Genomic DNA, 23,457 nt, shown 5'->3' with positions numbered 1-23,457 from the left:
TCTTTTACCAAGAGTGAAAAACTGAACACGCATCCATAGCTCAGCTGGATAGAGTACTCGGCTACGAACCGAGCGGTCGGAGGTTCGAATCCTTCTGGATGCGCCATATCAAGCCCTGCTGATTAAACAGCAGGGCTTTTTCCTTTCTACTTGTGTTGCCATAACTAACCCGCTTTCTGTATGACGCTGAAATGTTTTTGCTGATATATCTAATCAGCGACAATTTGGCTTGTTTAAGATAAAGTAAACCCTTATAAAAATTCTTCTAAAACACTACGGGAGGTCGAATTGATCCCGGACGTATCAAAGGCTCTATCATGGCTAGAGGCGCATCCGACAATTTTAAATGGAATTCGTCGCGGTGTTGAACGTGAAACATTGCGTATTACTTCAGATGGTAGTTTAGCCATAACGGAGCATCCTAAAGCACTTGGTGCAGCGCTTACGCATAAATGGATTACTACTGACTTTGCCGAGTCACTGTTGGAGTTCATAACACCAGTTAATGATGATATAAAATATACGGTTTCTTTTCTTAGAGATATTCATCGTCACACAGCGCGTGTGCTGGATAAAGAAAAAATGTGGCCATTGAGTATGCCATGCTTTATTGATGCGGAAGAGAACATTACTTTGGCTCAATATGGCACATCGAATGTTGGTCGCTATAAAACTTTATACCGTGAAGGGTTGAAAAATCGTTATGGCGCGTTAATGCAGACCATATCCGGGGTTCATTATAATTTTTCATTGCCAATTGAGTTCTGGCGTGCCTGGGCTGGTATTGAAGATGCAGAGAGTGGTAAAGAGCAGATCTCTAATGGCTATTTCCGCTTGATCCGTAACTATTATCGCTTTGGATGGGTGATCCCATACTTGTTTGGCGCTTCTCCGGCAATTTGTTCCTCGTTCTTACGTGGAAGAGAGACTGCTTTTCTTTTTGATCGAACGGAAGATGGAACTTGTTATCTGCCTTATGCGACTTCACTAAGAATGAGCAATCTGGGGTACACCAATAAATCACAAAGTGATCTAAATATTACGTTTAATAACCTACATACCTATATTGACGGGTTGAAAAAAGCGATTCACAAGCCATCTGATGAGTTTGCTAAATTAGGTATTAAGCAAGGTGATAAGCATATTCAGCTTAATACCAACGTCTTACAAATTGAAAATGAGCTGTATGCGCCAATCCGACCTAAGCGTGTCACTAAGGGGAATGAATCGCCTTCTGATGCGTTGCTGCGTGGGGGAGTGGAATACATTGAAGTTCGTTCATTGGATATTAATCCATTTGCAGCGATTGGCGTCGATGAAACACAAATTCGTTTTCTTGACCTATTCTTAATATGGTGCGTGCTTGCCGAAGCGCCGGAAATGAGCAGTGATGAATTAGATTGTTGCCGTAAGAACTGGAATAGAGTGATCCTTGAGGGGCGTAAACCAAGGCAAATGATTGGTCTTGGTTGTGGAAGTGTGGAAGAGCCGTTAGCAAAAGTTGGCAAAAAGTTATTTAGTGACTTGAAACGGGTTGCCGCAATATTGGATAGTTGTTCTGGCACACAGTATCAAAAGGTTTGCGAAGAATTAATCGCTATGTTTGATGATTCATCACTGACTTTATCGGCTCGCGTGCTGGAAAGAATGAAGAGCCAGGGCATTGGCGGCTTTGGACTGGAATTGGCAGATGAATACCATCAGCAACTGATCAATGAGCAATATGAGGTTATTAGCGACGAACAGTTTGCTATAGAACGCAGGGCCTCCGTAGAGCGACAAGATGCGTTGGAACGTGAGGATACAATTAGTTTTGATGAGTATCTGAAACAACAGACAGGATGCTAGAAAAGAAAAGGGCCACAAGTGAAAGTGGCCAAATAGGATTTTCTAGAGAATAGGGATAATGATTACGCGTCTTTCATTCTTTACGACCGGTGGCAGATGAAAAGGTTTCATTTGCTGGAAGAAAAATCTGAATTTTTTTGTGGAGATGAAGAAATGCCTTTACTGGATAGTTTTACTGTTGACCATACTCGTATGAATGCGCCAGCCGTAAGAGTTGCTAAGACTATGAAAACGCCTCATGGCGACACCATCACAGTTTTTGACTTACGTTTCTGCGTACCTAATAAACAGGTTATGCCTGAAAAGGGCATTCATACGCTTGAACATTTGTTTGCTGGTTTTATGCGCAACCACCTCAATGGTGAAGGTGTTGAAATTGTTGATATATCGCCAATGGGATGTCGAACAGGTTTTTATATGAGCTTGATTGGCGCACCGGCGGAAATACGTGTTGCAGACGCGTGGAAAGCGGCTATGGCTGATGTCTTGAAAGTGAAAGATCAGAGCCAAATCCCAGAGCTAAATATTTATCAATGCGGTACTTATCACATGCATTCACTGACAGAAGCTCAGGATATTGCACGTCATATTCTTGATTCAGACGTCCTCGTTAATAAGAATGATGAGTTGGCATTGCCAGAAGAAAAACTGACTGAATTGAAAGTGTAGTTCCATAGCAGTGATGATATTTCGGGTTCCTGAGATGAGGTATTAACAGGAATTTACCGTTGGAGGTTGGTGGTGCGCCTCCAGCGGTGTGAATTTTCCGCAGCGATTTAAATGGCTTGTGCTTCTTACGCAGGAAATGGGCTAATGGGGGTGACTCGAACCTGTTTAATAACATTATCGTTCACTGAAAGTACTTCAAAATTATATTTGCCGATTTGCACTTGTACATTAAGTGCGGGTATTTCTCCTAACTCTTCAAGCACCATACCATTAACCGTTCGTGGTCCATCAACAGGCAATGCCCAGTTAAAGGCTTTATTTAATTCGCGGATATTAGCTGTCCCGTCAACCAAAATAGTCCCATCGCTTTGTGGTGAAACTTCCTCAGCCAGGGAAGGAGACATGGATGTTGTAAAATCGCCGACAATCTCTTCGAGGATATCTTCAACAGTGACCAATCCTTGAATATCACCATATTCATCAACGATGAGCCCGGCTTTTTCCTTATTACGTTGGAAATTCACTAACTGAATATTAAGTGGTGTGCTGACTGGGACATAATAGATTTTATCTGCGGCTTTAATCAGATTTCTTTTGGTGAACTCTTTTTTTTCTGTCATCAGTCGGTAAGCTTCACGAACACGGAGCATGCCAATGGCATCATCAAGTGAATCACGATAAAGCACGATCCGGCCATGAGGTGAATGAGTTAATTGCCGTATGATAGATTTCCAGTCATCATTAATATCAATGCCGACAATTTCATTACGGGGAACCATAATATCGCCGATTGTGACTTTTTCCAGGTCTAAAATTGAAATCAGCATATCCTGATTTTGCTGTGATAGCTTGGCATTTGATTCATTCACAATAGTGCGAAGTTCATCTTTACTAATGGCGTGACTAGAACCAGTAGGGTGTTTAATACCAAGGCAACGCATTAATAATAAGGTAATTTTATTTAGCGCCCAAACTAACGGCAGCATGATTTTCTGTAACGGGCGGAGCAGAAAACTGCTTGGAAAAGCGATTCTTTCAGGATAGAGGGCTGCTATCGTTTTTGGCATCACTTCAGAAAATATCAGTACGATAAACGTCAAAATACCGGTTGCGATAGCGACTCCGGCATCACCGTGAAGACGCATACCAATGATAGTAGCGAGCGCTGAAGCAAGAATATTAACCAGATTATTGCCGATAAGAATCAGACTGATGAGCTGCTCAGGATGGCGAAATAATGCTTCAACTCTGCGGGCAGAGCGGTTCCCTTGCTTTGCCAGATGACGTAAGCGGTAGCGATTCATTGTCATCATACCTGTCTCGGAGGCGGAAAAATAAGCTGAAACAATGACCATGATGATTAAAATAATCAGTAATGTGCTTGTTGAGACATGCTCCAAAATAGAATTCCTTCCAAGTATCGATTGGACATTATACTCCTAGTAAATCATGATTTCCTGTAATAATCGATTGCCGAAATAGGCGAGCGTCAGGGTAAATGCGCCGATCAGGTTAAACCAGATAACGCGTTTACCGCGCCATCCATCATGGTAGTGGCCCCATAATAAAACAATGTAAACAAACCACGCGATGATAGATAAAATTGCCTTATGGATATTTTCGCTACTGAAAATATTATCTATGTAGAGGATGCCGGTACAGAGCGTCAGTGTTAGTAATATTACGCCAACCTGAGTGATATGAAACATTTTGCGTTCAATGAACATGAGTGGGGGCATATCTGGCGTAAAAGTGAGTTTTTTATTTTTAAGTTGATGATCCAACCACCTAAGCTGTAATGCATATAATGCAGCGATAAGTAAAGTCGCGTAGCCAAGAAGCGCTAATCCAATATGGATAGATAATCCAAAGCTGGCCTCTAGGTGAGTAATGAATTCACCTGGCATAAGACTCGCTAAGACCAAATTTATCATGGCAAAACTATAAACAATGGGTAGCAGGAACCAAGCTCGGCCATGAGAAGCAACAATTGTCATTATGATACAAGTCAGCAAACTGACAATAGAACCTAGGTTTAGGAGCGTGAGGTTTTGCCCGCTGCTAACGTGGAAGATCTGATATTTAAGCGCAATAGCATGACAAATTAAAGCGACAATTGCGGAAAGTAATGCCAGCCTGCGATATCCTTTCGATTTCCGCAGTAAGCCGGGAATAATCAGGACCAGGCTGAGTAAATAAGCGAATGAAGAAATTATAGAAAATACTGGCATAGCATTTAGTCGTTTTAGCGATAGTCTTTGGTTGAATTAAAGCTTAAGTATACCGCCAGCAAGGATAGCCTCCAACCGTTGTTAACCATAGATGAGAATCTCTGTGCAGAGATCCCTTACCATCGTGTTATAATTTGTGGAATACGCCTTACAGGTAGCCCATTTAAAAAAATTGAGCAGAGACAATGTTTGATAATCTAACCGACAGACTATCGCGCACATTGCGCAATATCAGTGGCCGTGGGCGACTGACCGAAGACAATATTAAAGAGACACTGCGTGAAGTTCGCATGGCTTTACTTGAAGCTGACGTTGCATTGCCTGTAGTGCGTGATTTTATTTCGTGCGTTAAAGAGAGCGCGGTTGGTCACGAGGTTAATAAAAGCCTTACCCCCGGCCAAGAGTTTGTCAAAATTGTTCAGAATGAACTCGTTAAGGCGATGGGGGAAGTTAACAGTGAGCTAAATCTTTCTACTCAGCCGCCTGCCGTCGTATTAATGGCGGGTCTGCAAGGCGCAGGTAAAACGACCAGCGTTGCCAAACTTGGTAGTTTCCTGAAAGGAAAACAGAAGAAAAAAGTTTTGGTGGTATCTGCTGACGTCTATCGTCCAGCCGCTATCAAACAGCTTGAAACCTTGGCGCAGGCAGTTGGTATTGATTTCTACCCTTCCGATGCTCAGGAAAAACCCGTTGATATCGTGACTCAAGCGGTACAGCACGCCAAATTGAAATTCTATGATGTGCTTTTGGTGGATACTGCGGGCCGTCTGCATGTTGACGAAGCGATGATGGATGAAATCAAGCAGGTTCATAAAGCCATTAATCCTGTGGAAACCCTGTTTGTTGTTGATGCGATGACGGGGCAGGATGCGGCTAATACTGCGAAAGCTTTCAATGAAGCATTGCCGCTGACGGGGGTAGTGTTAACTAAAGTCGATGGCGATGCTCGTGGCGGCGCTGCGCTATCTATTCGTCATATTACCGGTAAGCCGATTAAATTCCTGGGTGTTGGTGAAAAAACGGATGCGTTGGAACCATTCCATCCGGATCGGATTGCCTCTCGAATCCTTGGGATGGGGGATGTTCTCTCCCTGATTGAAGAGATTGAAAGTAAAGTTGATCGCACCCAGGCTGAAAAGCTGGCTTCTAAATTAAAGAAAGGTGACGGCTTCGATTTAAATGACTTTCTAGATCAGCTAAAGCAGATGCGTAACATGGGGGGAATGGCCAGCATGTTAAGCAAAATGCCGGGAATGTCTCAAGTGCCAGATGCGGTTAAATCCCAGATGGATGATAAAATTCTGGTGAAAATGGAAGCTATTATCAATTCCATGACGCGTAAAGAGCGGCAAAAACCGGAAATAATTAAAGGTTCTCGTAAACGTCGTATTGCCAATGGCTCTGGCACTCAGGTTCAAGATGTTAACCGCTTGCTTAAACAATTCGACGAAATGCAGCGCATGATGAAAAAGATGAAAAAAGGCGGCCTGGCAAAAATGATGCGTGGTATGAAAGGCATGATGCCACCCGGATTTATGGGCCGTTAATTGATAAAGTCTCGAAGAATATCCACTTTGGATTGCTTTTTGCGCCAAAGTGAGTAAACTTTTCGGGCTTTTTATCTGACAACCGGACTTCGTTCCTCGATGAAGTCTGGTTGTTTTGTTAACTAATGAGGATGTTATGGTAACAATTCGTTTAGCTCGTGGCGGCGCCAAAAAGCGTCCGTTTTACCAAGTAGTCGTGACCGATAGCCGCAGCCCGCGTGATGGTCGCTTTATCGAGCGTGTTGGCTTCTTCAACCCTATTGCAACAGGGAAAGCAGAAACACTGCGTTTAGATCTGGACCGTATTGAACATTGGATTGGTCTGGGTGCAACTGTGTCTGATCGTGTTTCTACACTGATCAAAGACGCTAAAAAAGCAGCTTAATCTGTCGCGGTGGTAACTATGAGCAAGCAAACCTGTTTTGAGCCGCCTGTAAACTCAATTGTATTGGGAAAACTGGGTTCAACTTATGGTATTCGTGGTTGGCTCAGAGTTTTTTCTTCCACCGAACATGCCGAAGACATTTTTGAGTATCAACCGTGGTTTATTCAACGGGCAGGTCGGTGGCAACACATCGAACTGGAAGCCTGGAAACACCACAATCAGGATATGATCATCAAAATTAAAGGTGTTGATGATCGGGATGCTGCGAATTTACTGACTAATTGCGAAATTATTGTAGATTCAGAACAACTGCCGGAGCTGGATGCGGGTGATTACTACTGGAAAGACTTGATGGGTTGCCAGGTAATCAACACAGCAGGTTATAACTTGGGTACTGTCAATGACATGATGGAAACCGGTTCTAACGACGTAATGGTAATTAAAGCAAACCTGAAAGATGCATTCGGTATCAAGGAACGGCTAATTCCGTTTCTTGATGGGCAGGTTATCAAGAAAGTCGATCTCGCTACTAAAACTATTGAAGTAGATTGGGATCCTGGTTTTTAAACTCCGGTTATAAGCGGTTGAAATGAGTGGGACACGATAATGTGGATTGGGGTTATTAGCCTGTTTCCTGAAATGTTCCGCGCAATAACCGATTATGGGGTAACTGGCCGGGCAGTGAAAAATGGCCTGTTAAGTATTGAATGCTGGAATCCGCGGGATTTTACCTATGACCGGCATCGTACCGTTGACGATCGGCCTTATGGCGGTGGTCCTGGCATGTTGATGATGGTTCAACCTTTACGGGAAGCCATTCATGCAGCAAAAACTGCGGCGGGCGAAGGCGCAAAAGTGATTTATCTTTCACCTCAGGGTCGCAAACTCAACCAACAAGGGGTTTGTGAGCTGGCAACAAATGAAAAACTGATTTTGATTTGCGGCCGCTATGAAGGGATAGATGAGCGGGTGATTCAAACTGAGATTGACGAAGAATGGTCTATCGGTGATTACGTGCTCAGTGGTGGTGAAATCCCGGCAATGACGATGATTGACTCAGTTTCCCGGTTCATTCCGGGTGTTCTGGGGCGTCAAGCATCAGCGGAGGAAGACTCTTTTGCTGATGGATTGCTGGATTGTCCGCACTATACTCGCCCGGAGGTATTAGATGGTATGGAAGTTCCACCAGTGCTGCTGTCTGGAAATCATGCTGAAATTAATCGCTGGCGGATGAAACAATCGCTTGGCCGAACCTGGCTTAGAAGACCTGAACTTCTGGAAAACCTAGCTCTGACTGACGAGCAAAGGATATTGCTAACAGAGTTCCAACGGGAACATCTAACTGAAGCAACTAATTAATCCAGACATATCCCCGAAGGGAATGTCTCTGATATATCAGTTTACCTAGGGTAAGAGAATTATTATGAGCAACATTATTAAACAACTTGAACAAGAGCAGATGAAGCAAGACGTACCTTCATTCCGTCCGGGTGACACCGTGGAAGTTAAGGTATGGGTCGTAGAAGGTGCTAAGAAACGTCTGCAGGCATTCGAGGGCGTGGTTATCGCTATTCGTAACCGCGGTCTGCACTCTGCATTCACTGTTCGCAAAGTTTCTAACGGCGAAGGTGTTGAGCGTGTATTCCAGACTCACTCCCCAGTCGTAGACAGCATTAACGTTAAACGTCGTGGTGCTGTTCGTAGAGCTAAATTGTACTATCTGCGTGAGCGTTCTGGTAAAGCTGCTCGTATTAAAGAGCGTCTGAACAGTAAATAATACGCTTTCGTTACATCCGAAAGTTATCGTTAAAGAGGTCAGCAATTGCTGGCCTCTTTTTTTATTCTCAACTTAAAACTTCGTTCTGCGGGTGTGATCATCAATTTGGTTTTGGCTCTGCTGTATTTTTAATTATTGTAATGAAGAATCAGGCTGAATACGGGCGGGTTTTTAGCGGATTTTTTATTACGCTCCTCAGGAGCGAAATCAAGGCCCCCTTCTATGAAGGGGGATTTTTACTCATCGATAAATTATTCGGCAATACATTATTATCAGATCGTAATAATCTTAAAGACAATTATTTTAAGAGTTTTAGAATAATTTCATACGTTATTAACTGACTATAAGGATTTGCTTTGAAAACTTTTCAAATACATAACAAAACAATGGCTTACCGAGATGAGGGTGAGGGTTTCCCATTATTACTGGGGCATAGCTATTTGTTTGACTCTAATATGTGGGAACCTCAGATCGGGGCCTTAAGTAAACAATACCGGGTGATTGCTCCTGATCTCTGGGGACATGGCTGCTCGGGAGAGCTACCAGAACAGCATAGCACTTTGGCTGATTTAGCTCGGGATTACCTGGCGTTGATGGATCAGCTTGGCATTAAAGAATTTGCTATCATTGGCTTATCTGCTGGCGGTATGTGGGGAATTGAGTTGGTAGATATGGCGCCGGACAGAGTCAAGGCACTGGTTTTGATGGATACCTTTGTCGGATTAGAACCTGAAGTGACTCATACAAAATACTTTGCGATGTTGGATGAGATAGAGCAGGTTGGCGCAATTCCTCAATCTATTTTGCAACAGTTGATAGTGCCAGCTTTCTTTAGCCAGCAACCTGCTCAGCATTTGGTTGATGAATTAATTCAGCGTTTGGTAGCCATTCCTGCGGAAATATTGCGTAATAGTATTGTTCCGCTAGGTAGAATAATATTTGGGCGTGAAGATAGAATTCATTTGTTGGAAAAATTAGATATTCCCTCGCTTGTTATTACTGGTGATCAAGATATGCCTCGCCCGCCTCTGGAGGGTTATTTGATGGCTGAAATATTGCACTGTGATCATATTATTATCCAGGGTGCAGGGCATATTTCCACATTGGAGCAACCATATAAAGTTAATCAGGAATTAATTGCTTTTTTACAGAAAGCTTTGTAACAGATATTTTAATAAAGAGGCCGGATTTTACGGCCTCTAGTGTATTGAATCTACCAAATAAATATATTTTTCACCTGATTATTTTAAATATAAAAATAAAGAATGAATGATCATAAAATATTGACTCAAATATTGCTTCTTGTGTTTTGATATTAATATTGTTTTAACATAATTATTTTTAATATTTTTCTATATGAAATAATTTTAATCTTATTAATTGATTATAGAATAGATTTATCATTGAATTGACTCCTCTTTCATTTTTTGTAAACAAAAATTTACAGTGTTTTAGTTTTGTTTACACTTTTGGATTGTATTCTTTACGATGCATGATATGTTATTAGTCAAATGTATAAAAACAAATGAGTACATAATGATAACTTGAGGAGAAAATCAAAATGTTCATGCAAAGAGATGCACTTAATAACGTTCACATCAGTGGTGAGCAAATTCTTATCACTCCAAAAGAATTAAAGCAACAATACCCACTGAGTGATGGTGATCTGCATACTATTGCAAATGCACGTAAAACAATTGCTGATATTATTCAGCTTCGTGATCCCCGTTTACTGGTAGTGTGTGGCCCTTGCTCTATTCATGACGTGGATGCGGCTCTGGATTATGCTCACCGTTTGGCCGCCCTTTCTGCTGAATTGAGTGATAGTTTGTACATCGTCATGCGTGTTTATTTTGAAAAGCCTCGTACAACAGTGGGTTGGAAGGGTCTTATTAATGATCCATTCATGGATGGTTCATTTGATGTGGAAGCGGGCCTGCATATTGCTCGTCGCTTACTACTTAGTTTGGTTAAAATGGGATTACCTCTTGCAACAGAAGCTTTAGATCCGAATAGCCCACAATATTTGGGGGATTTATTCAGTTGGTCTGCAATTGGCGCCAGAACCACAGAATCTCAGACACACCGGGAAATGGCTTCAGGTTTATCTATGCCTGTTGGTTTCAAAAATGGGACTGATGGCAGCTTGAACACTGCAATTAATGCGATGTGCGCAGCGGCTATGCCACACCGTTTTGTAGGAATAAATCAGTCGGGGCAGGTGTGTTTATTACAAACGCAAGGAAATCCCAATGGGCATATTATTTTACGTGGTGGTAAAACCCCTAATTACAGCGCCCAACATGTAATGGAATGTGAACAGCAAATGATGCAATCTGGATTATTACCATCCTTGATGATTGATTGCAGTCATGGTAACTCTAATAAGGATTTTCGTCGCCAAAGTTTGGTTGTGGATTCTATTGTGGATCAGATCATTTCAGGGAATCGCTCTATTACTGGCATTATGTTGGAAAGCAACATTAATGAGGGTAACCAATCTTCTGAACAACCGCGTAGTGAAATGAAATATGGTGTATCAGTTACTGACGCGTGTATTAGTTGGCAGACGACAGAAGCAATTCTAAGAAAATTACATCAGCAAATTAGCATGCAATTGTCGCAAAGAATGACAGTGCTGAAAAAAGCGGGATAATAAATATGGCGGCTGAATTATCTCAATTGCGGGATAAGATTGATGAAGTGGATAAAGCTTTGCTGGGCTTGCTGGCAAAGCGTCTGGAATTGGTTGCGGAGATTGGCGAGGTAAAAAGTCAGAATGGGTTGTCAATTTATGCGCCTGACAGAGAAATGGCGATGCTTGCTTCACGTCGGCAGGAGGCCGAAGAGTTTGGTGTTCCACCGGATTTAATTGAAGATATTCTGCGCCGTATTATGCGGGAGTCCTACACCAGTGAAAATAACAAAGGGTTTAAAACGCTTTGTCCGCAATTGGGGCCGATAGTCATTGTTGGCGGCTTAGGCAAAATGGGGAAACTGTTTGGCCGTTTGTTAACTTTGTCTGGTTATGAAGTCAGAAATCTGGAACCACAAGATTGGCCTAACGCGGAGCAGATTCTGGCGGGAGTGGGTATGGTGATTATCAGTGTACCTATTCATTTAACAGAAGAGGTTGTTCGCCGTTTGCCGCCATTACCTGACCATTGCATTTTGGTGGATTTGGCGTCGGTTAAACAGCAGCCATTACAAGCTATGCTTGATGTGCATAAAGGTCCGGTGTTGGGATTACATCCCATGTTTGGGCCAGATGTCGGTAGTTTGGTAAAACAAGTTGTTGTTTACTGTGACGGACGTCAAGAGGAAGCTTATCAATGGTTTTTAGAACAGTTGTTGATTTGGGGAGCTTGTTTGCATCAGATTAGCCCTGAACAGCATGATAAAAACATGAGTTTTATTCAGGCGTTGCGCCATTTCACGACATTTGCTTATGGGCAACATCTCGCACAGGAAGGCGCTGATTTACAACAACTGTTATCGATATCTTCACCCATTTACCGTTTGGAACTGATTATGGTTGGGCGGTTATTTGCGCAAGATCCTCAGCTCTACGCGGATATTATTATGTCATCACCAGAGAATATTGATCTTATACGCCGTTATCACCAAAATTTTGGGCAAGCGCTAGAGATATTGGAAAGCCAGGACAAACGGGCTTTTGTCAGCAGTTTTGAAGATGTTAGTGAATGGTTTGGTGATTATGCATCTCATTTTATGAGAGAGAGCAGAGTATTGCTTCAACAAGCGAATGATAGTCGCCAATAGCTAAAAAGAACCGGATATGACAATATCCGGTTCAAATTGCTGATAAGTTTCATTTTATTAATGAGGGTGAAAGGTTTTGCCGATTAAATCATATTAAAGGTATAAAATAGAGGAGTAGTTTAAATCAAACTATAGAAAAGCAATGCTATTGGTCGGATTAAATTCGTGTAAAGCGAGTTTAAATTGGCATATTTAAGGTGCCGCAGCTTTGCATAGTAATATACCCGTCATCTTTCAAGTTGCCTCTTTGTTGGCTGCACTCATTCACCTCGGTCACATAGTTATCTATGCTCCCGGGGATTCGCTCCTTTGCCGTCGCGATGCATCTTGAAATCCATTGAGTATAGTGAATATGCCACATAATAATGCCGCAAGTAACTGAGTTATTATTTGGTTAAATTATTCATTTGCGGGTTTTTTTATGCTGAGCTTTATCATCGATTATTTGACTGATTTTAAAAGAAGTTTATTCCCTCGGTTGAAAACGTTATTAAGGGTGGATTTTTGGGAGGTGTAGTTTCTGGTAAACGGATAAACCTATTCATATTCTCATTTGTCTTTTTTTTCGGGATACGTAAGCATTAACAAAACCAATTTTATTTCTTATTTTTTTACTGATGGTTTTATGATGGGCAGTTTTTAAATTGTTATTAAGAGTTATGGTTTTAGCTTTTTGGTTTAATCGGTATAAGATTTTAACCATGTTCTACCTTTTTTACACCTGTTTTTACTAAGTTTAACCATCATGGTATGTCGGTATTTTACGCGCAATGAATATTAATCATATTCGTTTTAAGCATTAACAGAACCGATTTTTATTTCTTATTTTTCACTGATGGTTTTACGATGGGCAGTTTTTAAGTTATTATTAAAATTCATGGTTTTAGCTTCTGGATTTAATCGGCATACGGTTTTAATCGTGTTTTTATCCTTTTTAACGTCTGCTTTTTAGATGGTAAATGAATCTGGGGGGAAAGCTGAGCCGGATTTAATCTGACAGATACCTTATAAATAACCGGTAATTATTAGCGCTGAGATAATATAGATTTTAACAGTTGTTTTTCCCTCATTTAATGCCCTGTTTTATTAAGTTTAACCATCATGGTATGTCGGTATTTTACGCGCAATGAATATTAATCATGTTCGTTTTAAGCATTAACAGAACCGATTTTTATTTCTTATTTTTTACTGATGGTTTTATGATGGGCAGTTTTTAAGTTATTATTAAAAGTCATGGTTTTAGCTTCTGGATTTAATCGGCATACGGTTTTAATCGTGTTTTTATCCTTTTTAACGTCTGCTTTTGCTTTTTAGATGGTAAATGAATCTGGGGGAAAAAGCTGAGCCGGATTTAATTTGACAGATACCTTATAAATAACCGGTAATTATTAGCGCTGAGATAATATAGATTTTAACAGTTGTTTTTCCCTCATTTAATGCCCTGTTTTATTAAGTTTAACCATCATGGTATGTCGGTATTTTACGTGCAATGAATATTAATCATGTTCGTTTTAAGCATTAACAAAACCAATTTTATTTCTTATTTTTTTACTGATGGTTTTATGATGGGCAGTTTTTAAGTTATTATTAAAAGTCATGGTTTTAGCTTCTGGATTTAATGGCATGCGGCTTTAACCATGTTTTCCCTTTTTTTACACCTGTTTTTTATTAGGTTTAATCATCATGGGATATCGTGTTTTATATTTAACGAATGTTAATCATCCTTTTAACCGTTTTCCCCCTTTTTTATTGCGTTATTTTTGTAATCTGTTTCGTGAAATAATTGGGATATAACATCGATGATGAATAAGCGGGGAGTAGGCCGTTTTTAAATGCTCTTTACCTTTTAAAAATTTGGCATTAATGGGAGCCTGTTTTTTTACACTTTTTTAATTAATAACCGAGTTAATCACCGATAAAAAAGCGCTTGCGATCGCCACAAAAGCGAATGCAAGCAGAAAAAGAAAGTCAATAATATTAAAACTTGTGAGGCTATTCTCATTCCGAGGTTTTTTATTTTTTAATTAAAAATTCATTTAATGAATGACCTTCATTGAGGAGTTTTTGTAAACCTGATGGTTTTTTACCGTTTCCTGACCAGTATTTAACTTCTCCATTTTCATTAAATTGATACTTAGGTTTTCTCGTTTTTCCTTTTCCTGCCTTTGATTTTTTAGGTTTAAAATCAGAAAGGGTAATAGGTATGTTAATGGTCTTAAGATCAAGGCCGATTTCTTCAATCATTCTTAATATGTCTAAACGTTTTTGTTCTTTTTGTTCCGCTTCTAAACTCATTAATCTGAAGGTTTCTTTGCTGTCTTGAACGACTACCTCTAATGCTTTGTAAACATCTTCTAACCATTCAACATCTTTTGTTTGAGCAAATCTTCTTAATGTGGACATTCTGGATAAATGTTTTGATACAATCTCATATTCTTGTTCTATGGTTATTCCTGTCATTTTGTCACCTTGTTAATAAACTTAAAACTTGTCTTTTCTGATGTTTTCTCTTCCAAAGTCAGTATAACACCGAATTTTTTACTTGCTTTAAAAAAGCTTTAATCATTTCTGTTTTACCTTTAATGATTAAAGTTTTTGCCTTCTTTTTCATGATATGCTTGCGGTTTTTCCCAGATTTTAAAACCGAGGTGACAGATAAAACGTGGTTTTTATTAACACCGGTTTTATCACATTCAAATAAAACGTATTTAATCCTATGCGAATAAGTGGGAATTTTTTACTCTCTTGTTTTCAGATGGCATGGAAAACAATAATCCATATTATTTAAGCTGAGAAGTTGGGATTTATAAAATATACCCTATGGATTTCAAGTTGCATCGCGACGGCAAGGGAACGAATCCCCGGGAGCATAGATAACTATGTGACCGGGGTGAGTGAGTGCAGCCAACAAAGAGGCGGCTTGAAAGATAACGGGTATAAATAAAAAGTCTTTAAACCGAAGATTAAAGGCAGTAAAACTTTTCTCATTGATAATCAAAATATTAAAAGCCAATAATCTGAACCGGATATTTTAATACCCGGTTCTTTTTAATCAGGCGGGGTTAACTGGGATCACACTTTCTGTTGGGTAACATCCCAATACCTTTAATGAATGAGTGATTTTCGCCAATGCTTTCAGAACGTGTTGCATATTGATTGAACGAATATTAGCTTGGACATCAATATAAAACATCTCTTCCCACGGATTTCCGTTAATCGGGCGAGATTCCAGTTTACTCATAATAATATTATGTTTTTTCAGCACCATTAGCGCATCTACCAGCGCTCCGGCCTGCTGTCCGGTTGCCATAATAAATGTCGTTTTGGCGGGTACCTGTTCTGCAACTTCAATAGGCTGACGGGAAACAATAATGAAACGAGTGATATTATGTGATTGGTTTGCTAGATTCTGTTCCAGAACTTGTAATTGATAAAGTGCGCCGCCTGCTTCACTACCTAATGCGGCAATTTCTGGTGAATTCTGTTCAGCGACTTTTTGCATTGCTGCGGCAGTACTTTCGCAATATTCAATTTTCCAATGTGGGAATTGTTTAATATATTGGCTACATTGTTGAAATGGTTGAGGGTGACTGTAAACCGTTTTTATCTTTGATAGCGTTGTCTCGGTTGCAACGAGTAGGCAATGGTCAATAGGAAGGGTTATTTCGCCCACAATTGACAAATTGGTGTGTTGCAACAAGTCATAAACATCATTGATGGAACCAGAGCTGGTATTTTCAATGGGTAACATTCCGTAATCCGCCTGGCCTGTTTCAACCAAGGAGAAGATATCCTGGAACTTATGGCAGCTACATTCAACTAATTGATTGAAATGACGTGCCGCATATTGGCGGGCTGCGATATGAGAATAGGAACCTCTAGGGCCAAGGAATGCAATACGTGCTGAATCTTGAGGTGTTTGATTTAGGTGCTGCTGCAATAATGCTTGTTGGGTGAGTACGGAATCTTCAATAATCATCTGAAAAAGACGCGAAATGTAAAAGCCATCAAGCCCGTAGCTTTTTCCTTTTTTAATTAGAACATCTATTAGTTCGCGTTCGCGTTCCTTGTCTCTGATAGGGCGATTATCCTGCAACTTAGTTTGTGCAATATCAAAAGCTAACTGGCGACGCTCCGCTAGTAAAATCAGTAACTTTAAATCAAGTTCGCTGACTTTTTTCCGTATTTTCAGCAAATTATTTTGATCCATAAATGGGTTCCTAATGGGTTATTCACATTCTGATAATAATAGGTTTGCAATGGACAGAAAAAAGCCTCCCGATGGGGAGGCTTGCTGTTCGTCTTCTCGTTCTTTTTCCAACGACGAAAGCCTCCCTCAAGGGAAGGTAAAAAAGAAAGAAAAGAAAAACAGGCTTATATTCATCATATTCTCATATTTATAGTTTGTGTGACTACTCTTTGCTCAATCGGGCGAAGCTTCCCATTTCATCGGCAGTCGTCTGCACAGGGCAAAGGTTTATAGTAGTTTTTGTTAATTAACCTTATGTTGTTGTTTCTGTCAACAAAAAACGCGTCCAAATTGGACGCGTTAGAGGCAAGTCATTGTTATTTTATTGTGATATTTCTGGTTCTGTTTCTAGCTGTGTTTCTAAGTTAAGGTTTGATTCTTTAACACTGTTGCAAGTCCGGCGTGCCTCTCCCTTATGCTGTACTTTATTCAACTGACGTTCCAGTTTTGTTAATAATTCATTGATAGCAATATACATATCTTCATGTTTTGCACCGGCGACTAACATACCATTTGGTATACTTATGGTTGCATCAGCCCTAAAAATTTGCGGCCCTTTTGATAGAATAATATGAGGATTTATCAGATTTACTTGCCATTTATTTAGTTTGCTTAGACGTTTTTCTACGTGGTTGCGAATTGCCGGGGTAATCTCCATTTGTTTGCTGGTAATATTCACTATCATATAGTTACCTCTCATTATTGATTATCCACCTTCAATAATTTCAGCATACATTTCTTTTTCATGAAAAAGGTGATCTAAATCACCGTTTAACCAAACATGAGGCAACTAGCTGAAGTAATTGTGATTAGTGGTCAAAATATGAAGAATATCTATTGCAGGATTGGCGCTAATGAGACACTATTGACAAGTTGAATCTTTTCAACTCTGCTGATAAGTAGTCTTTTTTAGATGTTAATAAAATAAAACAGCGGCGCTGGCCGCTGTTTTATTGTCTATTTCTTTATACAGGATTAGCAGCAATGAGTTTTGCTGTTTTATCTGCCTGAGCGGTTAAACCCAAACGTGTATAAGCTTTTTTCATATAAGGCAGTGCTTCCAAAGTTGACTGTGTATCCGGGTAATCACGTAACATTTGTTCAACCCGATTTACCACCGCGACATAAGCGCCACGTTTGTTATAATATTCCACGACCGAAAGCTCATACTTTGCCAGACGCTCTTTGATAAACATTAAACGTTTAATGGCATCGGCAGTATACAGGCTGTTAGGATGATAGCGTACTAATTGGCTAAAATCCTTGAATGCCACCCTGGCATGTTCAGGATCGCGATCTGAGCGGTCAATGCCGAAGAAACTTTGCAGTAGACTGTTATCCAAGGCTTGTGAAGTTAATCCACGCATGTACAGAACATAATCTATGTTGGGATGAGTTGGATTTAGGCGGATGAAACGGTCAATGGAAGCGAGAGCCATTGGCAAGTCAGAGGATTTATAATAAGCATAAATCAGATCGAGTTGTACTTGCTGCGAATAGGGGCCAAATGGATAGCGATTATCGAGGGTTTCCAATTGCTTGATCGCATCTCCATAGCTACCGTTTTGCAGCTTTTCCTGACCCTTAGAGTAAATTTCCGCAGGTGGATTGTCGGGGACAACGTTTTTATCACCAGCGCACCCGGAAAGTACCAGGCTCAATGTGGCGGCAGCCACCAGATATTTCATGCGTATCATCACGTGTTGATTATCCTCTGAGTGTTTTTCTGGGAGACTATCCATGAAGCTCCCGGCAAAAGATCGAGTTACAATAGCACACTATATTAAATTAAACGGCTCTGCCGTCAAAACTCAACGTAAGTGTAGAAACAATATATGGCACAACAAATACGACTTAATGCAACAGTCGCCGAATCTCAGCTCGGTCAACGTTTAGATCAGGCTTTGGCTGAATTGTTCCCTGATTATTCAAGATCACGCATAAAAGATTGGATCTTGGATGACAGAGTTCAGGTTAATGGCAAATTAATCAATAAGCCAAAAGAAAAAGTGCTGGGAGGTGAAGAAATTGCAATTGATGCCATCATTGAAGAAGATGCGCGTTGGGAACCTCAGGATATTGCGTTAAATATTGTCTATGAAGATGATGACATTTTAGTAATAAATAAATCCCGCGATTTGGTCGTCCATCCGGGGGCAGGAAATCCAGATGGTACGGTATTGAATGCGCTGTTATATCGTTATCCTGAAATCGCTGATGTTCCTCGAGCAGGCATTGTTCACCGTCTCGATAAAGATACGACAGGGCTGATGGTCATTGCTAAAACAGTTCCCGCTCAAACGCGTTTAGTCGAATCACTCCAACTACGGGAAATTACCCGTGAATATGAAGCGGTGGCGACAGGTCGTATGACGGCAGGTGGAGTTGTTGAAGAGCCCATTTCTCGTCATCCAACAAAACGAACACATATGGCAGTGCATCCAATGGGCAAACCGGCGATTACCCATTATCGGGTAATGGAACATTTTCGGGCACATACCCGTCTACGCCTGAGACTGGAAACCGGCAGAACACACCAGATACGTGTTCACATGGCCCATATTAGTCGTCCACTAGTAGGCGATCCTTTGTATGGCGGTCGTCCTCGTCCTTTAAAAGGGGCTTCTGATGAGTTCCGCGAGGTAATGCGTAACTTTGATCGTCAGGCATTGCACGCCACGATGCTGCGTCTTTATCATCCGATAACCGGCATTGAAATGGAATGGCATGCTGAATTACCGGAAGATATGGTGGTGCTGATTAAGGCATTAAAAGCAGATGCAGAAGCCTTTAAAGACGAAATGGATTGGTAAATGACCGCGCTTATTTTTCCAAACTGGCCACAACCGACGACAGTAAAAGCTTGTAGTTCTACCCGCTTAGGGGGAATGAGCTTGTCACCCTATGATAGCTTGAATCTGGGTAAGCATGTTGGTGATAAACCTGATGTTGTTGAACAAAACAGGCATATTTTGGCGAAAATGGCAGAACTGCCTCAGCCGCCAATTTGGTTAGAACAAGTTCATGGTACGCGAGTTGTGAGACTCGATGGTCAGCCACTGGAAGATAATAAAGCTGATGCTGTTTATACCAATATTCCTGGGCAGGTTTGTGCTGTGATGACAGCAGATTGCCTGCCTGTACTATTTTGCAGTTCTGCTGGTGATGAAGTTGCCGCTGCCCATGCAGGGTGGCGAGGTTTATGCGCAGGCGTACTGGAAAACACTATCGCTCAATTTAAAGCTAAACCTAATCAGATCCAAGCTTGGTTAGGGCCGGCAATTGGCGCGAAAAAATTTGAAGTCGGCAATGAAGTTTTGCAAGCGTTCACTTTCCAGCATGCTGATTTGAGTCAAGCTTTTATACCTGTCGGCGAAAAGTATTTAGCAGATATCTATTTGTTAGCAAAGTTAAAATTGCAATCTGTCGGTGTGAATGCGATTTTTGGCGGGGATGAATGTACTGTCAGTAATAAAGAGAAATTTTTCTCTTATCGTCGTGATGGGATCACCGGACGTATGGCAACTTTAATCTGGCTGATATAACCTATCCCGTAGGGCGATCCGTTGGCGCATAAAAGAATGTCTCACATTGCTTTTCAGAATAACCTTGAATATTTGAGGAATGGCCTCATTTAATCTCCAGTAGCAAAATTTCTGAACAGTATTGGAGGTGTTATGCGTCTGGATCGTCTTACTAATAAATTCCAGCTTGCTCTCGCTGACGCCCAGTCCTTTGCACTTGGGCATGATAATCAGTTCATCGAACCAATTCACTTAATGAGTTCACTGTTAAAACAGGAGGGTGGCTCTATTCGCCCATTATTAATGTCAATTGGAATCGATACGAGCCGTGTCAGCAATCAGCTTGAGCTGGCTTTAGAACGTTTGCCGCGGGTACAGGGTATTGGTGGTGATGTACAACCATCCAATGACTTAGTTCGTCATTTAAATCTGTGCGACAAACTAGCACAAAAAGCCGGGGATAATTTTATCTCCTCTGAATTATTTGTTCTGGCAGCATTGGAAGAACGCGGCACATTAAGCGACATATTGAAAGCTGTTGGCGCAACAAAAGAAAAAATCACTAAGGCAATAGAACAAATGCGTGGTGGTGAAAAAGTTGATGATCAGGGAGCGGAAGATCAACGCCAAGCCCTGAAAAAATATACTATTGATCTGACTGAACGTGCTGAACAAGGCAAACTTGATCCGGTGATTGGCCGTGATGAAGAAATTCGCCGCACTATTCAGGTATTACAACGCCGTACTAAAAATAACCCAGTCTTAATTGGTGAACCCGGGGTTGGTAAAACAGCCATTGTTGAAGGGCTTGCTCAACGGATCATTAATGGTGAAGTTCCTGAGGGGCTTAAAAATAAGCGAGTCCTTTCTCTGGATATGGGAGCGCTGTTAGCAGGGGCTAAATATCGTGGTGAATTCGAAGAACGTTTGAAAGGTGTGCTGAACGACCTGTCTAAACAGGAAGGCAATGTCATTCTGTTTATTGACGAATTGCATACTATGGTTGGCGCGGGTAAGGCTGATGGGGCAATAGATGCTGGCAACATGTTAAAACCGGCCCTAGCCCGTGGTGAACTTCACTGTGTTGGCGCAACGACACTGGATGAATATCGTCAATATATTGAAAAAGACGCAGCGCTGGAACGCCGTTTCCAAAAAGTCTATGTTGCAGAACCTTCCGTAGAGGACACTATCGCTATTTTGCGCGGTCTGAAAGAACGTTATGAGTTACATCATCATGTACAAATTACCGACCCTGCAATTGTCGCGGCAGCAACATTATCTCATCGTTATATCTCAGACCGTATGTTGCCGGATAAGGCTATCGACTTGATCGATGAAGCGGGCGCCAGTTTGCGTATGCAAATGGATTCAAAACCGGAAGCGCTGGACCGTCTGGAACGTCGGGTTATCCAATTGAAGTTGGAACAGCAGGCGCTGAAAAAAGAGTCTGATGATGCCAGTAAAAAGCGGCTTGAAATGCTTAATGAAGAGCTGATCGTAAAAGAACGCGAATATTCTGAGCTGGAAGAAGAATGGAAAGCTGAGAAAGCGGCACTGACGGGGACTCAGCACATAAAAGCAGAATTGGAAAATGCTCGTATCAGTCTAGAACAGGCACGCCGCAGCGGTGATTTAGCGAAGATGTCTGAAATTCAATATGGGAAAATACCTGGATTGGAAAAACAGCTTGCCGCAGCCACACAAGCTGAAGGTAAGCATATGAAACTGCTTCGTAACAAAGTTACCGATGCGGAAATTGCAGAAATTCTTGCTCGTTGGACGGGCATTCCTGTTGCCAGAATGCTTGAGAGCGAAAAAGATAAACTGTTGCGCATGGAGCAGGAGCTGCACAAACGTGTTATTGGTCAGGATGAGGCAGTCAATGCGGTATCCAATGCGATTCGCCGTAGCCGTGCGGGGTTAGCTGATCCAAATCGTCCGATTGGCTCATTCTTGTTTCTTGGTCCAACCGGTGTTGGTAAAACTGAGTTGTGCAAAGCATTAGCGAACTTCCTGTTTGACAGCGATGATGCAATGGTGCGTATCGATATGTCTGAATTTATGGAAAAACATGCCGTATCACGATTGGTAGGAGCGCCGCCAGGGTATGTTGGCTATGAAGAAGGTGGTTATCTAACAGAAGCTGTTCGTCGTCGGCCTTATTCCGTGATTTTGCTTGATGAAGTGGAAAAAGCGCACCCGGATGTATTCAATATCTTATTGCAGGTGCTGGATGATGGTCGATTGACTGATGGGCAAGGTCGTACTGTCGATTTCCGCAACACGGTTGTAATCATGACCTCTAATCTCGGGTCGGACATGATCCAGGAGCGTTTTGGTAGCCTGAATTATGGTGAAATGAAAGATATGGTGATGGGAATTGTTAACCATCATTTCAGACCTGAATTTATTAACCGTATTGATGAAGCTGTTGTGTTCCATCCATTAGGGCGTCGGCATTTATCAGCGATTGCGGATATCCAATTGCAACGTTTGTACAAACGTCTGGAAGAACGTGGTTATCAGGTTACGATGACTCAGCAAGCGTTGGAAATGTTGGCAGAAGCCGGGTTCGATCCTGTTTACGGCGCACGGCCATTGAAGCGAGCTATCCAACAGGAAATCGAAAACCCACTAGCTCAAAAGATACTTTCCGGCCAACTATTGCCAGGAAAACGAGTTACTCTGGATGTGGAAAATAGCCATATCGTAGCCAAGCAATAACTTTATATTTAGCTAGGGATAATAAAGAGGTGGGAAACTGCCTCTTTTTTTATCATTTTGTGTATTAAATCGCAATTCGGCATTGCTTTTGCTTAATTAGTATTCGAATGAATTCTTTTTGTAATTAAATGCTTGCCAGCATCAAAGAATTCCCTATAATGCGCCACCACTGACCGACACAACGCTGATAAACATTGTGAAGTCAGGCAGAGAAAAAAGCGAATAAGCGCTTGACTCTGCGGGCGAACAGCGTAGTATGCGCAGCCCGGCTGAACGAGAATGTTAATTTTTATGTCAGCCTGCTCTTTAACAATTAATCAGACAATCTGTGTGGGCACTCACAAGACCGTATCACAAAAAATACGTTTTAAAGTCTTGAAGAGTGAACAACAGTTAATTCATTACGAACTAACAGGACAATTCTTTGAGCATCAAGCTTTCAATTGAAGAGTTTGATCATGGCTCAGATTGAACGCTGGCGGCAGGCCTAACACATGCAAGTCGGGCGGTAACAGGAAAGCGCTTGCGCTTTTGCTGACGAGCGGCGGACGGGTGAGTAATGTCTGGGGATCTGCCCGAGGGCGGGGGATAACCACTGGAAACGGTGGCTAATACCGCATAATGTCGCAAGACCAAAGTGGGGGACCTGAAAGGGCCTCACGCCATCGGATGAACCCAGATGGGATTAGCTGGTAGGTAGGGTAACGGCTTACCTAG

19 protein-coding genes, 1 tRNA gene, 1 rRNA gene and 1 other annotated feature are annotated in these 23,457 nt (G+C 41.5%); of the genes, 15 read left to right on the top strand and 6 right to left on the bottom strand.

Translation table 11 applies throughout. The features are described from left to right. Positions 1 to 29 precede the first annotated feature (29 nt). The 3 genes from V2H77_RS04690 (at position 30) to luxS (ending at position 2,517) form a co-directional block, all read left to right on the top strand. Positions 30 to 106 (top strand) — tRNA-Arg (locus V2H77_RS04690). 182 nt (positions 107 to 288) lie between these two features. Beyond that, entirely contained in the window at positions 289 to 1,848 is a 1,560-nt protein-coding gene (gene gshA / locus V2H77_RS04685; RefSeq protein ID WP_341497873.1) for a glutamate--cysteine ligase, read from the top strand. A 153-nt stretch (positions 1,849 to 2,001) separates the two neighbouring features. After that, a complete protein-coding gene (gene luxS / locus V2H77_RS04680) occupies positions 2,002 to 2,517 on the top strand; it encodes an S-ribosylhomocysteine lyase (protein WP_265379410.1) in 516 nt (171 codons plus the stop codon). Positions 2,518 to 2,642: 125 nt separating this feature from the next. Here the strand turns inward: luxS and V2H77_RS04675 are convergent, their stop codons facing one another. Next, a complete protein-coding gene (locus V2H77_RS04675; protein WP_341497872.1) occupies positions 2,643 to 3,917 on the bottom strand; it encodes an HlyC/CorC family transporter in 1,275 nt (424 codons plus the stop codon). A 39-nt stretch (positions 3,918 to 3,956) separates the two neighbouring features. Beyond that, complete coding sequence (locus tag V2H77_RS04670) at positions 3,957 to 4,748, bottom strand: cytochrome C assembly family protein (protein ID WP_088372514.1); 792 nt, start codon at positions 4,746 to 4,748, stop codon at positions 3,957 to 3,959. 185 nt (positions 4,749 to 4,933) lie between these two features. Between V2H77_RS04670 and ffh the strand changes: the two genes are divergently transcribed. The 8 genes from ffh to tyrA all read left to right on the top strand — a co-directional run bounded on the left by ffh (position 4,934) and on the right by tyrA (position 12,240). Further along, positions 4,934 to 6,295: a signal recognition particle protein gene (gene ffh / locus V2H77_RS04665; RefSeq protein ID WP_049583027.1), complete on the top strand. Its 1,362-nt coding sequence runs from the start codon at positions 4,934 to 4,936 to the stop codon at positions 6,293 to 6,295. A gap of 136 nt (positions 6,296 to 6,431) precedes the next feature. Then, positions 6,432 to 6,680 (top strand): 30S ribosomal protein S16, encoded by a 249-nt coding sequence (gene rpsP, locus V2H77_RS04660; RefSeq protein ID WP_049583023.1) that lies wholly within the window; start codon positions 6,432 to 6,434, stop codon positions 6,678 to 6,680. An 18-nt stretch (positions 6,681 to 6,698) separates the two neighbouring features. Beyond that, entirely contained in the window at positions 6,699 to 7,247 is a 549-nt protein-coding gene (rimM, locus tag V2H77_RS04655; protein ID WP_341497871.1) for a ribosome maturation factor RimM, read from the top strand. Between the two features lie 39 nt (positions 7,248 to 7,286). Continuing rightward, a complete protein-coding gene (trmD, locus tag V2H77_RS04650; protein WP_112896370.1) occupies positions 7,287 to 8,039 on the top strand; it encodes a tRNA (guanosine(37)-N1)-methyltransferase TrmD in 753 nt (250 codons plus the stop codon). A gap of 64 nt (positions 8,040 to 8,103) precedes the next feature. Then, positions 8,104 to 8,457 (top strand): 50S ribosomal protein L19, encoded by a 354-nt coding sequence (gene rplS, locus V2H77_RS04645; RefSeq protein ID WP_036814090.1) that lies wholly within the window; start codon positions 8,104 to 8,106, stop codon positions 8,455 to 8,457. Between the two features lie 356 nt (positions 8,458 to 8,813). Then, positions 8,814 to 9,620: an alpha/beta fold hydrolase gene (locus tag V2H77_RS04640; protein ID WP_341497870.1), complete on the top strand. Its 807-nt coding sequence runs from the start codon at positions 8,814 to 8,816 to the stop codon at positions 9,618 to 9,620. Between the two features lie 398 nt (positions 9,621 to 10,018). Then, positions 10,019 to 11,113, top strand: a complete 1,095-nt coding sequence (locus tag V2H77_RS04635; protein WP_283256290.1) for a 3-deoxy-7-phosphoheptulonate synthase — start codon at positions 10,019 to 10,021, stop codon at positions 11,111 to 11,113. 5 nt (positions 11,114 to 11,118) lie between these two features. Then, positions 11,119 to 12,240 carry a bifunctional chorismate mutase/prephenate dehydrogenase gene (tyrA, locus tag V2H77_RS04630; RefSeq protein ID WP_341497869.1) on the top strand — a complete coding sequence of 374 codons (1,122 nt, stop codon included), beginning with the start codon at positions 11,119 to 11,121 and terminating at the stop codon, positions 12,238 to 12,240. A gap of 2,013 nt (positions 12,241 to 14,253) precedes the next feature. Here the strand turns inward: tyrA and V2H77_RS04625 are convergent. The 4 genes from V2H77_RS04625 to bamD form a co-directional block, all read right to left on the bottom strand. Continuing rightward, positions 14,254 to 14,700 (bottom strand): H-NS histone family protein, encoded by a 447-nt coding sequence (locus V2H77_RS04625; RefSeq protein WP_341497868.1) that lies wholly within the window; start codon positions 14,698 to 14,700, stop codon positions 14,254 to 14,256. 592 nt (positions 14,701 to 15,292) lie between these two features. Further along, positions 15,293 to 16,450: a bifunctional chorismate mutase/prephenate dehydratase gene (gene pheA / locus V2H77_RS04620; protein WP_341497867.1), complete on the bottom strand. Its 1,158-nt coding sequence runs from the start codon at positions 16,448 to 16,450 to the stop codon at positions 15,293 to 15,295. A 55-nt stretch (positions 16,451 to 16,505) separates the two neighbouring features. Next, positions 16,506 to 16,625, bottom strand: a sequence feature (Phe leader region). A gap of 186 nt (positions 16,626 to 16,811) precedes the next feature. Continuing rightward, positions 16,812 to 17,174 carry a ribosome-associated translation inhibitor RaiA gene (raiA, locus tag V2H77_RS04615; RefSeq protein WP_088372594.1) on the bottom strand — a complete coding sequence of 121 codons (363 nt, stop codon included), beginning with the start codon at positions 17,172 to 17,174 and terminating at the stop codon, positions 16,812 to 16,814. Between the two features lie 280 nt (positions 17,175 to 17,454). Beyond that, positions 17,455 to 18,186: an outer membrane protein assembly factor BamD gene (bamD, locus tag V2H77_RS04610; RefSeq protein WP_341497874.1), complete on the bottom strand. Its 732-nt coding sequence runs from the start codon at positions 18,184 to 18,186 to the stop codon at positions 17,455 to 17,457. 138 nt (positions 18,187 to 18,324) lie between these two features. Between bamD and rluD the strand changes: the two genes are divergently transcribed. From rluD to V2H77_RS04590, 4 genes are all read left to right on the top strand, one after another. Further along, complete coding sequence (rluD, locus tag V2H77_RS04605) at positions 18,325 to 19,302, top strand: 23S rRNA pseudouridine(1911/1915/1917) synthase RluD (protein WP_341497866.1); 978 nt, start codon at positions 18,325 to 18,327, stop codon at positions 19,300 to 19,302. Further along, a complete protein-coding gene (yfiH, locus tag V2H77_RS04600) occupies positions 19,303 to 20,034 on the top strand; it encodes a purine nucleoside phosphorylase YfiH (protein WP_341497865.1) in 732 nt (243 codons plus the stop codon). Between the two features lie 132 nt (positions 20,035 to 20,166). Beyond that, positions 20,167 to 22,740, top strand: coding sequence for an ATP-dependent chaperone ClpB (gene clpB / locus V2H77_RS04595; protein WP_341497864.1), 2,574 nt, complete (start codon positions 20,167 to 20,169; stop codon positions 22,738 to 22,740). Between the two features lie 440 nt (positions 22,741 to 23,180). Continuing rightward, a 16S ribosomal RNA gene (locus V2H77_RS04590) occupies positions 23,181 to 23,457 on the top strand; the annotation flags it as partial.

Origin of the sequence: Photorhabdus sp. P32, from assembly GCF_038085095.1 — a bacterium.
Classification (GTDB): Bacteria; Pseudomonadota; Gammaproteobacteria; order Enterobacterales; family Enterobacteriaceae; genus Photorhabdus; species Photorhabdus luminescens.
This window is presented reverse-complemented; position numbering and strand designations above follow the sequence as displayed.